A 16,315-nucleotide genomic window follows, 5' to 3' on the forward strand; every position below is an offset into this window, starting at 1 on the left:
GTTTGTGACGATACTCCTTTGCTTTTTCTCTATATATAGAGATAATGATAAACATTATTTCCAAAACAGGTGCAATGATGGTAAAAGCTGATGATTTGATTCTATTCGTACAAGTGGTCGACCATGGGTCTTTTAGTAAAGTGGCTGAATTAAATTCCCTTACAAATTCAGTAGTTAGCAAACATATCGCAAGATTAGAAGAAGAGCTTGGGGTACAACTTTTATATCGAACAACACGAAAATTAACCCTCAGTGAAGCTGGTAAGTTACTTTATCAAGGTGCTAAAAATGTGAAGCAGGCAGCAGTTGAGGCGATTGACGGGATATATGGGTATGCTGAAAGCATGGTGGGTAATATTAAAATGTCCGTCCCAACCATTTCAGGAGACCTTTTATTAGCGAATACTGTTGCTGAGTTTTGTAATATGCATCCAGGGCTTACAGTTGAAATGTCGATGGAGAATTCTTTTGTAGACTTGATAGAAGGTGGTTATGATTTAGTGATAAGAACAGGGGAAATGAGTGATTCAAATTTAATTGCTCGTCATTTAATTGACTCCCAATGGGTTATTTGTGTTTCTCCCGCTTATATTGAGCGTTTTGGCAGGCCTGTTTCCCCATTAGAATTAGTTAATCACAATTGTTTACAATACGCCTATCAAACAACAGGGGCATCGGGTTGGGAATTTAAGGGCGAAAATGGTAATTACATCATTCAAGTTGCAGGAAACTTCTCAACGAATAATGCAGGCTCATTACGACAAATCGCATTAGGCGGTAACGGGATTGCTTATGTACCGAGGTGTTTGGTTTATCAAGATATTTTGCAAGGCGATTTAATTGATATTTTTCCAGATCAGGTTGGTAAGAAGTTAGGCATTTATGCGGTATATCCATTTACACGCCAAGCCCCGCTTAAAATTCGTTTGTTAATTGATCATATACGTGAAAGCTATGCAGCCATTGGGGAATCATTTAGTGCTCGAGTTTAATTAAGGAATTTATATTTTTAATTAAATAGCGCGTTAATATAATGAACTGAGCGACGACATTTATTTTCATCAGTGTCGGTATTCCCTATCTGTTGAACTGGGGCTGCTTTTTAAAAGTGATCGGTCATCATAAGTGAGGGATAGAGATAATTATTTTGTTGGATTCTGCTTATCAATACTTGCTAATTAATGTTTGCTGATCTTAACGATGAAGCTAAGAGTCAAAGATCAGTGATTTATGGTTGTAAAAGTTTAATAGCTAAGTAGATTTAAAAGCAGTAAATACAATAAGTCTTAATGATTGGCCTTATTGTATTTACTTTGTTATTTTTTAACTGAAAGAGACTGGTTATCTTTTACGTTAAGGCTGCCAAGACCGGCAATATTTTACTTACTTTATCAAAACATTCTTGGTATTCATTTTCTACTATTGAGTCCGCGACAATACCGCCACCTGCCCAACAATAAATATGACCTTGAGTACAAACTAATGTTCTAATGGTGATACTACTGTCCATATCACCATTCCCATTGATGTAGGCGATGCTACCGCAGTAAATTTCACGGAAATATTTTTCTAATTCATAAATAATTTCCATGGATCTTATTTTAGGGGCGCCTGTGATCGAGCCTCCTGGAAAACAAGCCCTCAGTAAATCTTCACATGTATATTCAGGAGCAAGTTCTCCCGTCACTGTGCTCACTAAATGGTGAACAGCAGGGAAGCTTTCTATATTAAATAGTTTGGGTACTTTGACAGTGCCTGGTTTAGATACTTTACCGATATCATTACGTAGTAAGTCCACTATCATTAAGTTTTCTGCTTGGTCTTTTTCAGAATTTGACAGTTGTTGTTTATTGAGTAAATCTTGATGCTCATCTAGACCACGGGGCATAGTCCCTTTAATAGGTTTAGTTTGGATGACACCTTTGTCCAGCTGTAAAAAACGTTCAGGAGATAAAGAGATAATCGCTTGATTAGGTAAGCGAATAAAGGCGGCAAAAGGTGCTTTATTTTCCTCAAGTAATGTTAAGTATGCGTTGTATTCATTGCCTGTATATGTAGCTTGAAAGCGTTGTGCTAAGTTAACTTGGTAACAATCACCACTTAAAATATACTCTTGAATTTTTTTGAATGAATCGCGGTACTCTTGTTCAGTGTAATTTGCAAGCCACTGTTCAGATAAACGAAAGGCCTTCTCATTTTCAATCTGACCATGACCTAGGTCTATTAACCATTGTAATCGCTTAGTATAAAGTAAATTGATATCTTCAGTTTGATGCTTACAACGTTGTTGTACTAGATAGTATTGTTCAGTTTCAACATTAAATAGAATGGCCCAATCGTAAAAACCACAGTAGTAGGGTGCTAAACCTAAACCATTATTGCTTTCCTGATGGTTGATGTTTTCAAACTTTTCACCCATTTCATAATGATAAGTTGCCATTACACCACCTACAAACGGAAACTGTTCAATTTGTTGGTCATGAAAGAATTGTTTACGGATCCTACTTTGCGCTTTTAGAGGATCATTTTCCATGACCTTAGTGATGTCTGTTAATCGATCATGGAAAAGGGTTTGTCGGTCAATATCGGTCAAGGTGGCAATAGGATCGGCAGTGTAAATTGACCAATTACTATCCACATGTTGAGTGTTAGATGATTCCAAAAGAAATGACCATTCTAAACCAGAAAGCTGCTGCTTAATGATACTGATTATCGCTTCGCTAAGATCGAGGGGTTTTATGATGATGTTCGCTGATTTATAAGTCATTTTTTCGTATTTATGCAACATTTTTATAACAAAAAATTAGGTGTATAAGGCGTTCAATATTACCATTGTTTTATGGAAAACGGTTTACTATTTATTGGGAGCGACTGATGACAGTCATTAAAGAGTTAGATTTTATTAATAGTGTAAAAAATTCACTTCAATTTATTTCGTATTATCACCCGTTAGATTTTATCCAAGCAATGGATAAAGCTTACCAAGCAGAAAAAAATCCAGCCGCAAAAGATGCGATTGCACAAATTTTAATTAATTCACGTATGTCAGCAGAAGGGAAACGTCCTATCTGTCAAGATACTGGTATTGTGACTGTATTTGTAAAAATTGGCATGAAAGTTAGTTTTGATTCTGAGTTAACGGTTCAAGAATTAGTTGATGAAGGCGTCCGTCAGGCATACAACGAACAAACAAACCCACTACGTGCTTCAATTGTTGCCGATCCAGCGGGTGCTCGTAAAAATACCAAAGACAATACACCTTCTGTTGTACATGTAGAGATGGTAAAAGGCGATAAAGTAGAAGTAATGGTTGCGGCTAAAGGTGGCGGCTCTGAAAACAAATCTAAAATGGCAATGTTAAACCCATCTGATTCAATCGAAGATTGGATTGAAAAAACAGTACCGACAATGGGAGCGGGTTGGTGTCCACCAGGTATGCTTGGCATAGGCATTGGCGGTACGGCAGAAAAAGCGGCGGTGATGGCAAAAGAATCATTGATGGAGCCAGTTGATATCTATGAGCTGCAAGAAAAAGAGAAAAATGCACCTGATAGTTTATCGACAGATGAAAAACTACGCTTAGAAATATTTAAACGTGTTAATAACTTAGGAATAGGCGCACAGGGGCTTGGCGGGTTAACAACTGTATTAGATATAAAAATAAAAAGTTGCCCAACACATGCTGCATCAAAACCTGTTGTAATGATTCCAAACTGTGCCGCAACCCGACATGCCCACTTTACACTTGATGGTACTGGCGAAGCGACATTAACACCACCATCATTAGATCAATGGCCAGAAATTACACGTGAAGTAGGTGAAAACGTTAAACGTGTTAACGTTAATGATTTATCTAAAGCCGATATGAGCGATTGGAAAAGTGGCGACACATTGCTTTTATCAGGAAAAATACTGACTGGACGCGATGCGGCGCATAAGCGTATTCAAGAATTAATAAAAAGTGGTGAAGGTCTTCCGGAAGGCGTTGATTTCAAAGATCGATTCATTTATTACGTAGGTCCTGTAGATGCAGTGCGTGATGAAGTGGTAGGTCCAGCGGGTCCAACAACGGCAACACGTATGGATAAATTTACTGATTTCATGCTCGAAGAAACAGGTTTACTTGGAATGATTGGTAAATCAGAGCGTGGTCAACAAACGGTTGATTCAATTGCTAAACATCAATCTGTGTATTTGATGGCTGTCGGTGGCGCTGCTTACCTTGTTGCTAAAGCGATTAAGAAGTCTCGTGTTGTTGCTTTTGCTGACTTGGGAATGGAAGCTATTTATGAGTTTGATGTTGAAGATATGCCTGTTACCGTTGCTGTTGATAGCAAAGGAAATAACGTTCATCAACAAGGTCCAGCGATTTGGAAAGCGAAAATTGCTGAATTAGACAGCAAAATGTCAGAATAATGCTTAAAGTGATTGCTTGAAAAAGTAGTAGTGGTATAAAAGCACCTATAGAATTTTTTCACAATCAATAAAGGAATAAATATGTTTGAACAAGTGAGTATGGCACCTGCAGATCCTATCTTAGGTTTAACAGATGCATTCAAAAAAGACAGTCGTGAAGATAAAATCAACTTAGGTGTTGGTATTTACAAAAATGAAATGGGACAAACCCCTATTTTAGCGACTGTTAAAGAAGCTGAAAAACGTCTACTTGCTGAAGAAACCACCAAAAGCTACCTAACCATTGAAGGGATTGCTGCATTTGGTGAAGCAGTTCAAACATTATTATTTGGTCAAGATGCAGAAATCATTGAGTCTAAACGAGCTCGTACTGCACAAGTTCCTGGTGGAACAGGTGCATTACGTACCGGTGCTGACTTTGCTGTTAAAAAACTAGGCATTAAAAAAATCTGGGTAAGTAATCCAACATGGGCGAACCATGGCAATGTTTTTAAAACGTCTGGTTTAGAAGTAGTGACTTATGATTATTACAATGCAGAGACAAAAGATCTTGATTTTGATGCAATGCTAGCTTCATTACAGTCAGTTGAAGCGGGTGACATGGTCTTATTCCATGGTTGTTGTCATAACCCAACGGGTATTGACCCAACTCAAGAGCAATGGGAGATCTTAGCAAAATTAATCGCTGAAACAGGTGCAATTCCGTTCTTTGATTTTGCTTATCAAGGTTTTGGTAAAGGCGTTCAAGAAGATGCACAGGGTTTACGTGTATTTGCTGAGCATAATACTGAGCTATTAATTGCTAACTCATTCTCTAAAAACTTTGGTTTATATAATGAGCGTGTAGGTGGTATTACGCTTGTTGCTAAAGACAGTGATATTGCAGATGCTGCATTTAGTCAAATTAAAGCTGGTATTCGTTCTAACTACTCTAACCCACCTGCACATGGTGCGGCAGTGGTAGCAACGATACTAAATGACAAAGCACTTTATGCACAATGGGAAGAAGAAGTAGCAGTAATGCGTAACCGTATCCAAGAGATGCGTGACCTATTTGTTGCAACTCTAAAAGAAAAGGGCGTAGAAGGGGACTTTAGCTTTATTAGTCGTCAACTAGGTATGTTTTCTTTCTCAGGACTAACGGTTGAACAAGTAAACACACTGAAAGAAGAGTTTGGTGTTTATATTGTTGGTTCAGGCCGTATTTCTGTTGCTGGTATGACTAAAAACAACATGCAACCATTATGTGATGCGCTAGCAAAAGTAATATAATTTAATGATTTGTATAATAACCTCAGCAATTGCTGGGGTTATTTTATTTTTAGCCGACAATATTAACTGTCAATGAAAAGATTTTAATTAGTTTATTGATTTTGTTATTTTATGGAGTAATAAAATCAATAGTCTACTTGCATCGAACTGCTTTAGTTTACGTTCGTTTTTTAAATAGTAACTTGGATAATAAAAATAAAATATTATGAGCATAAAAATAAATCAAAGCCGTTCATTTTTAACTAAATTGAAAAAGCTGCCAATCTCTGCTGAAAATGTAAATTGTTTATTTTCAACGAAAGCATTTAAAGAAGAACTATTTAAGAAAATAAGTACCGCGACTAAAAGAATCTACATTACTGCTCTTTATTTAGAAGCAGATCAAGCGGGTGAAGAGGTATTAGAAGCCTTATACACTGCCAAAGCAAAGAATCCCCAATTAGATATTTATGTTGTTATTGATTTTCATCGTGCTCAACGTGGTTTAATTGGTGCAGATAAAGGTGGTGATACTAATACTACTTGGTATCAAAAAGTTGCTTCAATCAAAGGCCAAGGTATCCATATCTTGGGCTTGCCTGTGAAAAAGAAAGAACTTTTTGGTGTACAACACCTTAAAGGCTTTATCTTTGATGATACGGTTTTTTATAGCGGCGCTAGTATTAATAATATTTATTTACATCAACTAGATCGATATCGCTTTGATCGTTATTGGTTAATTAAAGATAGCGCGCTAGCGGATTCGATGGTTGATTATTTACAAAATATTATTATTGCCAGTGATGCTGTTGTTAATTTGAATGTGCCGTTAGTACCAAAATTTAGTGCCCTTAAAAAACCGCATAGGCAGCTCAGCAGTAAATTAAAAAATGTGGGTTATAAATTTAATTCAATGGAGACACATGGTTTATCTGTACGTCCTTTAACTGGTATTGGCACTAAAAATAATAAATTAAACAAAGTTATTCGTGCAATATTCCAATCTACACAAGAAAGTGTGGTTATTTTTACGCCTTATTTCAATTTACCTAAAGCTATCGCAAGGGATGTTTCTGCTTTATTAAAACGTCAAGTTGATGTCACGATTGTTGTCGGTGATAAAACTGCGAATGACTTCTATATACCAGAAGATAAACCTTACAGAACCATTGGTGCATTACCTTACCTGTACGAGGTGAACTTACGTAACTTTGCGAGAAGACACAACGCTTCTGTATTACAAGGGAATCTTAAAATTCATTTGTGGAAGCATGAAACTAATAGTTTTCATCTAAAAGGGATTTATTCTGATAACCGATTTTCATTATTAACCGGGCATAACTTAAATCCAAGGGCTTGGCGACTTGATTTAGAGAATGCCTTATTAATAGATGATCCTAATAAAGAACTATGTTCTTTGATTGACCAGGAATTATCTAATTTACTCGCACACACTCAGTTAATCGAAAGCTATAAAGATATCGATGAAATCGTAAGCTACCCTAATAAAGTTAAACGCTTTTTATCTCGATTAAGAAAAGTGAAAGCAGATAGGATCATTAAAGGCATCATTTAATACAGTACATCAACAGCGTTTTACTTAGCCTTGTTCTTTTATATGAGAAAAATAAAAGGGTAGGTTATGTTTAACGCCCTCTAATCAGCGCTTTATAGTAGTTCATGATTAAAAATAACCTCCAAAAACATATAAAACGCAGATAATTTAATCACTTAGAAATAAATTAACATTTAATGATTGAATTCTTATTAGGCTTACGTATAATTCTTCGCATCAAGTGTTAAGACTTGATGCAGTGACAATGGTAGGCCTCTTGGTTTCTCGCATTGACAACTTATTAACCAGGTCAGAGCCGGAAGGCAGCAGCCATAGTAAGTGAATCAAGTGCCGAGAGTTTGCTGGGAGGTCTGCCACCCACCCCTCTATTAAACCTCATTATTAGCTTCCAAAGGCCTAATTATGAAAGAATATAATTCCCGTTTTGACACATCTCTAAAACCTGCTCATTTTATGCCAAAGTATTGGTTAACTTGGTTATCTTTAGGTTTTCTATTTATTTTTAGTTTTATTCCTGTTAAGCCAAGAGATGCCTTTGCAGCCTGGGTTGCCAACAGATTATACAATGCAAAATTTTTAAATAAGCGTAAAAAGATTGCATTTACTAACATCGGACTGTGTTTCCCTGATTATACAGAACAACAAAAAGATGCTTTGATGCGTGAAAACCTTCGCTCTGTTGCACAAATTGCACTATCACTGGGTGAAATTGCCTTTCGTAGTCAATCATTCCTAGTGAAAAGAATTAATTTTATCGGGGAAGAATACGTTAAGGAAGCTGAAGCGAATGGACAAGCTATTATTTTTCTAGCACCGCATTGTTATGGTGTTGATTTTGCGGGTGTTGCAGCGATCTCTGCAAGAGGTTACCCGTTATCAAGTATGTTTAATGATTACAAAAACCCAATCTTTGATTGGTTTGTAACAAACTACAGAACACGCTTTAGTCGCTTGCACGAAAAAGGCACATTGTATCACCGTAGTGAAGGCTTAAAACCGTGCATTAAGAGTTTACGAGATAAAGCACATTTTTATTACTTACCCGATGAAGACCATGGGCGAGATAAAAGTTTATTCTCACCTTTTTATGCAACACAAAAAGCAACGCTCCCTGTGATAGGTCGTCTCGCTAAGTTGGGTCGTGCAGTGATTATACCGACTTATACTTCTTATAATGCTGAAACAGGCAAGGTTGATGTGATCTGTCATGCTCCATTAGCAGGTATCCCAAGTGCTACAGAACAGCAGGATACGGATATAATGAATGCTGCGATTGAAAAAGTTGTTGATGAAAATAGGGCGCAGTATATGTGGACATTGAAGTTATTTAAGACACGTCCGGAAGAGGATTTAAAAATCTATTAGTTTTGATAGGTTTAATAAAGGCAGCATTAGCTGCCTTTTTTTATGCCTAACGTTTTTCTTGTGCATTAAAACGTTGTCCAGTTATATCTACACTCTCATCACCTAATAAGTAAAGGTAAATTGGCAAGATTTCATCAGCTGTTTTTAAAACTTGAGGATCTTCTTTAGGATAAGCATTTGCACGCATAACGGTTCGTGTAGCCCCAGGATTGATGGCATTAAAGCGCATAGCGCTGCTTTGATACTCATCAGCAATGGTTTGCATCATTCCTTCTGTAGCAAACTTAGAAACGCCATAGGCTCCCCACAATGCTCTGCCTTTAAAACCAACACTTGAAGTAGTAAAAATAGTACTAGCTGCTTCTGCTTGCTCTAGCAATGGCATTAAATGCTTTGTTAATAAAAACGTTGCATTAACATTGGTTTGCATCACTTCATTCCAAGTTTCATTGTCAATGTCTGTGAAAGGGCATATCTCACCTAAATAACTGGCATTATGAACCAGGCCATCTAGCTTTTTATGTTCAGACATTAACTTTTCAGCAAGTGCTTTATACTGTTGTTCATTTGCGGTATTTAAATCCATGCTAATAATTGCTGGAGTCACGTTATTCAAAGCACTAATTTTTTCAGAAACGGCTTGAAGTTTTGTTAGTGTACGTCCTAATAGGATCACTTTAGCGCCAAGCGATGCGCATTTGATAGCTAAAGATTTACCGATACCATCGCCAGCACCAGTAATTAAAATTGTTTTATTAATTAATAAATTCTCAGGGGCTGTATAGTTCATTTGCTCTTCTCATATTATAAAAAAAGGGCATAATAGCTTTTTTTTGAAAAAAAACTCAAACTCTTTTGTAGGTTGAGACATTTTTTGTCATTATGAGCGCAATATTTTACTACGAGGAGTTATTTTGGAGTTTTTATCTGAATATGGGTTATTTTTAGCCAAAGCCGTCACTGTTGTTATTACTATCGTTGCTATTTTGATTGCAATTATTGCTTTAACAAGTAAACAAAAAGCGAAAAAGGGTGAGTTAGAAATCACAGATGTTTCTGAGCAAATTAAAGACAACAAAAAGTCTATTGCGCAGCAATTACTAACAGAATCTCAATTAAAATTAAAAAATAAAGAAGAAAAGAAATTACAAAAACAAAAAGCAAAAGAAGAAAAAGCAGCTGCTAAAAATAACACTCAAAAAAAATCAACACCGCAATTATATGTCATTGATTTTAATGGTAGTATAGATGCAAAAGAAGTTTCTTCATTACGTGAAGAAGTGACGGCAATTATCAGTGTAGCCAATGAAAATGATGAAGTCTTTGTTCGTCTAGAAAGTGGCGGTGGTATGGTACATGGGTATGGCTTAGCAGCATCACAATTACAACGCTTAAAAGACAACAATATTTCATTGACTATCTCTGTCGATAAAGTGGCTGCAAGCGGTGGTTATATGATGGCTTGTGTCGCAGATAAAATTATTGCTGCACCTTTTTCTATCATTGGTTCAGTTGGCGTCATTGCACAAATACCTAACTTTAATAAACTATTGAAAAAACACGATGTTGAGTTTGAACAATTAACAGCTGGACAATACAAACGTACATTAACGATGTTTGGTGAAAATGATGACTTAGGTCGTGAAAAATTCAAGCAAGAGCTGGAAGAAACACACCAATTATTCAAACAATTTGTTAGCTCGCATCGACCACAACTTGATATTGATAAGATTGCCACGGGTGAGCACTGGTACGGTACTCAAGCATTGGATTTACAATTGATCGATAAAATTCAAACAAGTGATGATTACCTTCTTGATCACTTTGAAGGTAAACACATTGTGCAAGTTCGTTATCAGAAAGCTAAAAAGTTAGCTGACAAAATTGGTAAAAGTGTTGCGGCAAGTGTAGAAACAAGTTTATTAACAGTTTTACAAGGTAATGTATCAAGATTTTTTAAGTAATTATTTGATATTAAATACTAATAAAAGCCGTCTATTTCGAGTCGGCTTTTTTATTTAATTTTATAAAAACTAAAAAATAGGTTGCTATTAGGTAAAACTTTGGATTATATAAAAAAGAGAAATTCATTGGGAAACACAATTTTCATTCTAGTCTGACTATATATTAGGTAACAAAGCAATATGAGCAAATCTCTGGTTATCGTTGAATCACCTGCAAAAGCGAAAACAATTAATAAGTATTTAGGCAAAGACTTCATTGTCAAATCGAGTGTCGGTCATGTGCGTGATCTACCAACGAGTGGCAGTGCAAAAAAAACAATTGATGCAAAAAAGAAAAAATCGTTAGCGGGTTTAACACCTGCACAAAAAGCGAAAGAAACAGCAAAACGTACCCAAGCTGCATTAGTGACAAGAATGGGGATAGACCCAAATAATAACTGGGCAGCAAATTATGAAATATTACCTGGGAAAGAAAAAGTTGTTGATGAATTAAAAAAATTAGCTGCTGATGCTCCTACTATCTATCTCGCAACCGATTTGGATAGAGAGGGTGAAGCAATTGCTTGGCACTTAAGAGAAATTCTTGGTGGTGATGACAATAAATATCAGCGTGTTGTATTTAATGAAATTACTGAAACAGCAATTCAAGAGGCATTTAAACATCCCACTGAACTGAACATTGATGGTGTTAATGCACAGCAGACACGTCGCTTTTTAGATCGTCTTGTTGGTTTTATGGTATCGCCATTATTATGGAAGAAAGTGGCTCGCGGTTTATCTGCAGGCCGTGTTCAATCTGTTGCGGTTAAATTATTAGTTGAGCGTGAACGTTTGATTAAAGCATTCAATCCTGTTGAGTTCTGGGATTTACATGCACAAACTATTTCGCAAGATAAAACCGAGTTACGATTAGAAGTATTCAAACATAACAATAAAACTTTTTCACCGGTAACGGAAGAAGAAACTAATGTTGCTGTAGAAGCGTTAAAATTAGAAACTTTTACCCTTGAGTCTAGAGAAGATAAACCTACAAGTAGTAAAGCGAGTGCGCCTTTCATCACCTCTACTCTACAACAGGCTGCTAGTACACGTTTAGGGTTTGGTGTTAAAAAGACAATGATGTTAGCGCAACGTTTATATGAAGCGGGTTACATCACATACATGCGTACTGACTCTACTAACTTGAGTAAAGACGCTGTTGAATCTGCACGTGATTTTATCGGGAAAGAGTTTGGTAGTAATTATTTACCAAAACAAGCGGTATCATATAGTAGCAAAGCTGGTGCACAAGAAGCCCATGAAGCAATCCGTCCATCGGATGTAAATCAACGTGCAGAAATCATTGATGTCGTTGATAAAGATGCAAAACGCTTATATGAATTAATTTGGCGTCAGTTCTTAGCATGTCAAATGTTACCTGCATTATATGATTCATCGACATTGGTGATTAAAGCTGGCGACTACAAATTACGTGCTAAAGGCCGTACATTACGTTTTGCTGGTTGGACAAAAGCACAACCTGTGACTAAGAGTAAAGCGGATGAAGTTCAACTACCTGATTTAAAAGTAGGCGAAGCATTAACGCTTGTTGATTTAGAACCTCTACAACATTTCACTAAACCGCCTGCACGTTTTACCGAAGCAGCGTTAGTAAAAGAGTTAGAAAAGCAAGGTATTGGTCGTCCTTCAACTTATGCAAGCATCATCTCAACGATTCAAGATCGTGGTTATGTGAAGGTTGATAAACGTCGTTTCTTCGCGGTTAAAATGGGTGAAATTGTTACCGATCGTTTAAGTGAAAACTTCACTAACTTAATGAGTTATGATTTCACTAAAGCAATGGAAGAAACATTAGATTCAATTGCAGAAGGCAAAGCAAATTGGCATTCAGAATTAGATTCTTTCTATAAAAACTTAACAACGCAACTTGATAAAGCTGATTTACCAGTAGAAGAAGGCGGCATGCGTTTAAATGATCCTGTGATCATTGACGATGTAACTTGTCCAACTTGTGATCGTCCAATGGGTATTCGTACTGCAAGTACTGGCGTATTCTTAGGATGTTCTGGTTACGCCTTACCACCTAAAGAGCGCTGTAAAACGACTATCAACTTAGTTGATGGTGAAGAAGTTGAAGACATTCTAAGCTCTGAAGATTTAGAAACTGCTGCATTAATGGCTAAACATCGCTGTCCAAAATGTGACACTGCCATGGATAGTTATTTAATCGACGAAACGCGTAAATTACATGTTTGTGGTAATAATCCACTTTGTGATGGGCATATCGTTGAAAAAGGCGAGTTTAAAATCAAAGGTTACGACGGGCCTGTTGTTGAATGTGACAAATGTGGTTCTGACATGCAGCTTAAAGATGGTCGTTTTGGTAAGTATATGGACTGTACTAACGACGACTGTAAAAATACGCGTAAAATTTTAAGTAATGGTGAAGTTGCTCCGCCTAAAGAAGATCCAGTTCATTTACCGGAATTAGAGTGTGAACAAAGCGATGCTCACTTTATTTTGCGTGATGGCGCATCGGGTATCTTTTTAGCAGCAAGTACTTTTCCGCGTTCTCGAGAAACTCGTGCCCCTAAAGTCGCTGAGTTAGCACAGTTTAAAGATAGAATTTCACCAAAATTCTATTATTTAGCTGATGCGCCGCAAAAAGACCCTGATGGTAATTTAGCAGTGGTTCGTTATAGCCGTAAAAATAAAGAACAATACGTGATGACGGAAATTGATAAAAAGGCAACAGGTTGGACTGCAAAATATATCGACAATAAATGGGTAGAAGAAATACCAAAGAAAAAAGTCGCTAAGAAGAAAGCAACTAAAGCAAAAAAATAAATCGACAAATATAAAAATGGCAGTATTTACTGCCATTTTTTATACCTCGTATTTATTGCATGATTTTTGGACAAACGGCAACTTAGTTAAGTGCTTGTTAGTTTAAATCGTTTCACATTTGTATATACTAGCATTTTTTAAAAAGGATGATTTTTGAATGCGAATTGCTTTAGGTATTGAATATGATGGTGCTAATTATTATGGTTGGCAAAGACAAAAAGAAGTTAACTCAGTTCAAGAAGAATTAGAAAAAGCATTATCTAATATCGCTAACCATCCTGTGACAGTAAATTGTGCTGGTAGAACCGATTCAGGTGTTCACGGTACAGGTCAAGTGGTACATTTTGATACTGATTCTGAACGTCAGATCGGCGCATGGACCTTAGGTGTTAATGCAAAATTGCCTGACGATATTTCCGTTCGATGGGTCAAGCAAGTCGATGATTCTTTTCATGCCCGTTTTAGTGCAACAGCACGACGTTACCGATATATTATTTACAATGGCGTTTATAGACCTGGCATATTAAGCAAAGGATTAAGTCACTATCACTGTGATCTAGATGCATCGTTAATGCACGAGGCTGGCCAACACTTAGTCGGCACAAAAGATTTTACGTCTTTTAGAGCATTACATTGTCAAGCAAATAGTCCAGTGAGAACAATTCATTATTTAGACGTTACTCGTCGTAGTGATTTCATTATCATCGATATTAAAGCGAACGCGTTTCTTCATCATATGGTTCGTAATATTGCAGGTAGTTTAATTGAAATAGGGCAGGGTAAACAGCCGACTGATTGGATCGTAACGCTGCTTGATTATAAAGACAGAGCAAAGGCCGCTGCAACAGCTAAGCCAGGTGGTTTATATTTGGTTGAAGTTGATTACCCTGAACAATTCGAATTACCGAGGCCTGCATGCGGTCCTTTATTTTTAGACATTTAAGTAGAGTTAATCCGTCATGACAACAAACACATTATTTACAGCCAACAATTTAGATACTTGGTTAGCACACCTTGAGCAATTGCACCCTAATGCAATAGAGCTAGGACTAGGAAGAATAACAACCGTTGGCGAGCGCTTAAATTTAATCGAGCTCGATGCCACTGTGATCACAGTGGCGGGTACTAATGGTAAAGGCACCACTTGTGCTTTTTTAGAGCAAATATTGGTTGATGCAGGTTATAAAGTTGGTGTTTATAGCTCTCCGCATATACATCGTTATAACGAACGCCTTAGAATTAACTTTAAAGAACTGAGTGATCAACGTCATTGCGATGCCTTTGCGATGATTGAAGAAACACGTAAAGACGTTTCATTGAGCTATTTCGAATATGCAACACTCGGCTGCCTGTATTTATTACAACAAGAAAAATGCGATTTTATCTTACTTGAAGTCGGTTTAGGCGGACGTTTAGATGCGACCAATATGGTTGAATCAGACCTGAGTGTGGTTACAACTATTGGTATTGATCATATTGACTGGTTAGGTAGCGATAGAGAAAAGATTGGCTTTGAAAAAGCGGGCGTATTTAGAGCAAATAAACCAGCTATTTGTGGTGATTTAGATGTGCCAGACTCAGTTATAGAGCATGCTAATAATATTTCAGCACAATTAAAATTGGTCAACAAAGACTACCGATATGAGCGTATCGAACAAGACCAATGGCGTTGGATTGGACAAAAAACACTGTCGCCTATTAAACAAACATTGATGCCGATTCAAAATGCTGCCACTGCACTCGCGGTAATTGAATCACTTGATCTTGATATTAATGCACAACGTCTTATTGATTCTATTGAACAAGCCTCGCTAGCTGGTAGACTGCAACCGATGACTGGCTACCCATGCGATGTTTACATTGATGTTGCACACAACCCGCAATCTGCTGAATATTTAGCATCACAATTACAGCGAATAAAAACAACTAAAGGTGAGAGTTGTAAAGTGCATGCTGTTGTTGGTATGTTATCTGATAAAGATATGACTGCTACATTATCTGCAATCAATCATAAAATTTCAGATTATCGATTTGTCAGCTTAGATTGTTACCGTGGAGCAAGCGCAGATTTATTATTTGAAGCTTATCAAAAAAGTGAAAATAATAGTCATAATGTCGTTAAATTCTTAAATGTGGAAAGTGCTTTTGAGGATGCCATCAAAGATGCTGATACATCTGATATAGTTATCGTATTTGGTTCTTTTCATACTGTTTCTGATATTTTAAAAAAATAACAAAGGTATATTGTGACTCCTCAACTCAAAAATCGTCTCGTTGGTCTTATCATTTTAGTAGCGCTTGTGGTTATCTTTTTGCCGTCGATTATTGATGGTAAAAAGACCTCTTACCAACAGGAGTTTGTTAGCACCCCGATCACACCTGAACTAAAACAACACAGTAACGATTTTCCTGAGCAAATAGAGCTGCATAGCCAAGATCTCGTGGTTGAAAACGAACCTGCACCAGAAGTTGAAAGCAAAGTTGTCGTTATCGATAAACAACAAGATAAACCGGTTGAATGGAAAGTTGAAACGGTTGCGCCTGCGGTTGATGTTAAACCTGTACCTACGCCTAAACCTAAATCAGTTAAAAAGCCAGTGGTGACTAAACAAAATCCTGCTTGGACCATTCAAATGGGCGCGTTCAAGAATAAAGCAAATATTAATGCCTTAATCAAAAACTTAAATAAAGCAGGGTATAGCGTCCATACAACCCCTAAATTAGTGATTGATGGTCAACTGACGCGCGTGTTTGTTGGGCCTGATGTGTCTAAGGCTAACTTAGAAGCTAAGCTTTCTAGATTAAAGGCGTTAACACAGTTAAACGGAAAAGTTGTGCCATTTGACCCTAGTAAGCATTAGTTTTTAAAGCGTTTTAAAATATTCTCTGATAGAAT

At 36.9% G+C, this 16,315-nt stretch carries 12 protein-coding genes and 1 other RNA gene; 11 read left to right on the plus strand and 2 right to left on the minus strand.

Annotation, left to right across the window (positions count from 1 at the left end):
* Positions 1–44 precede the first annotated feature (44 nt).
* A complete protein-coding gene (locus V6256_RS03170; RefSeq protein WP_341596609.1) occupies positions 45–992 on the plus strand; it encodes a LysR family transcriptional regulator in 948 nt (315 codons plus the stop codon).
* 356 nt (positions 993–1,348) lie between these two features.
* On the opposite strand, the gene pabB is transcribed toward V6256_RS03170, so the two are convergent.
* On the minus strand, positions 1,349–2,767 hold the full coding sequence (gene pabB, locus V6256_RS03175; RefSeq protein WP_341596610.1) for an aminodeoxychorismate synthase component I: 1,419 nt from the start codon (positions 2,765–2,767) through the stop codon (positions 1,349–1,351).
* Between the two features lie 107 nt (positions 2,768–2,874).
* Here pabB and V6256_RS03180 point away from each other — a divergent pair, with 107 nt between their 5' ends.
* The 5 genes from V6256_RS03180 to lpxM all read left to right on the plus strand — a co-directional run bounded on the left by V6256_RS03180 (position 2,875) and on the right by lpxM (position 8,608).
* Entirely contained in the window at positions 2,875–4,416 is a 1,542-nt protein-coding gene (locus tag V6256_RS03180) for a fumarate hydratase (protein WP_341596611.1), read from the plus strand.
* Positions 4,417–4,497: 81 nt separating this feature from the next.
* Complete coding sequence (locus V6256_RS03185; protein WP_341596612.1) at positions 4,498–5,688, plus strand: amino acid aminotransferase; 1,191 nt, start codon at positions 4,498–4,500, stop codon at positions 5,686–5,688.
* 205 nt (positions 5,689–5,893) lie between these two features.
* The gene (pssA, locus tag V6256_RS03190) at positions 5,894–7,243 is read left to right on the plus strand and encodes a CDP-diacylglycerol--serine O-phosphatidyltransferase (protein WP_341596613.1); all 1,350 of its coding nucleotides are present in this window, start codon (positions 5,894–5,896) and stop codon (positions 7,241–7,243) included.
* 254 nt (positions 7,244–7,497) lie between these two features.
* Positions 7,498–7,593: signal recognition particle sRNA small type (ffs, locus tag V6256_RS03195), an RNA gene on the plus strand.
* 52 nt (positions 7,594–7,645) lie between these two features.
* Positions 7,646–8,608, plus strand: coding sequence for a lauroyl-Kdo(2)-lipid IV(A) myristoyltransferase (gene lpxM, locus V6256_RS03200; protein ID WP_341596614.1), 963 nt, complete (start codon positions 7,646–7,648; stop codon positions 8,606–8,608).
* Between the two features lie 46 nt (positions 8,609–8,654).
* Here the strand turns inward: lpxM and V6256_RS03205 are convergent, their stop codons facing one another.
* Positions 8,655–9,398, minus strand: a complete 744-nt coding sequence (locus V6256_RS03205; RefSeq protein WP_341596615.1) for a YciK family oxidoreductase — start codon at positions 9,396–9,398, stop codon at positions 8,655–8,657.
* A 124-nt stretch (positions 9,399–9,522) separates the two neighbouring features.
* On the opposite strand from V6256_RS03205, the gene sohB reads away from it, so the two are divergent.
* The 5 genes from sohB to V6256_RS03230 all read left to right on the plus strand — a co-directional run bounded on the left by sohB (position 9,523) and on the right by V6256_RS03230 (position 16,280).
* Complete coding sequence (gene sohB, locus V6256_RS03210) at positions 9,523–10,572, plus strand: protease SohB (protein WP_341596616.1); 1,050 nt, start codon at positions 9,523–9,525, stop codon at positions 10,570–10,572.
* A 180-nt stretch (positions 10,573–10,752) separates the two neighbouring features.
* On the plus strand, positions 10,753–13,419 hold the full coding sequence (gene topA, locus V6256_RS03215; RefSeq protein ID WP_341596617.1) for a type I DNA topoisomerase: 2,667 nt from the start codon (positions 10,753–10,755) through the stop codon (positions 13,417–13,419).
* A 157-nt stretch (positions 13,420–13,576) separates the two neighbouring features.
* The gene (gene truA / locus V6256_RS03220; protein WP_341596618.1) at positions 13,577–14,362 is read left to right on the plus strand and encodes a tRNA pseudouridine(38-40) synthase TruA; all 786 of its coding nucleotides are present in this window, start codon (positions 13,577–13,579) and stop codon (positions 14,360–14,362) included.
* Between the two features lie 16 nt (positions 14,363–14,378).
* On the plus strand, positions 14,379–15,653 hold the full coding sequence (gene folC / locus V6256_RS03225) for a bifunctional tetrahydrofolate synthase/dihydrofolate synthase (RefSeq protein WP_341596619.1): 1,275 nt from the start codon (positions 14,379–14,381) through the stop codon (positions 15,651–15,653).
* A gap of 12 nt (positions 15,654–15,665) precedes the next feature.
* A complete protein-coding gene (locus V6256_RS03230; RefSeq protein ID WP_341596620.1) occupies positions 15,666–16,280 on the plus strand; it encodes an SPOR domain-containing protein in 615 nt (204 codons plus the stop codon).
* Positions 16,281–16,315 lie beyond the last annotated feature (35 nt).

The organism is Psychromonas aquatilis, from assembly GCF_038155185.1.
GTDB classification, from domain to species: Bacteria; Pseudomonadota; Gammaproteobacteria; order Enterobacterales; family Psychromonadaceae; genus Psychromonas; species Psychromonas aquatilis.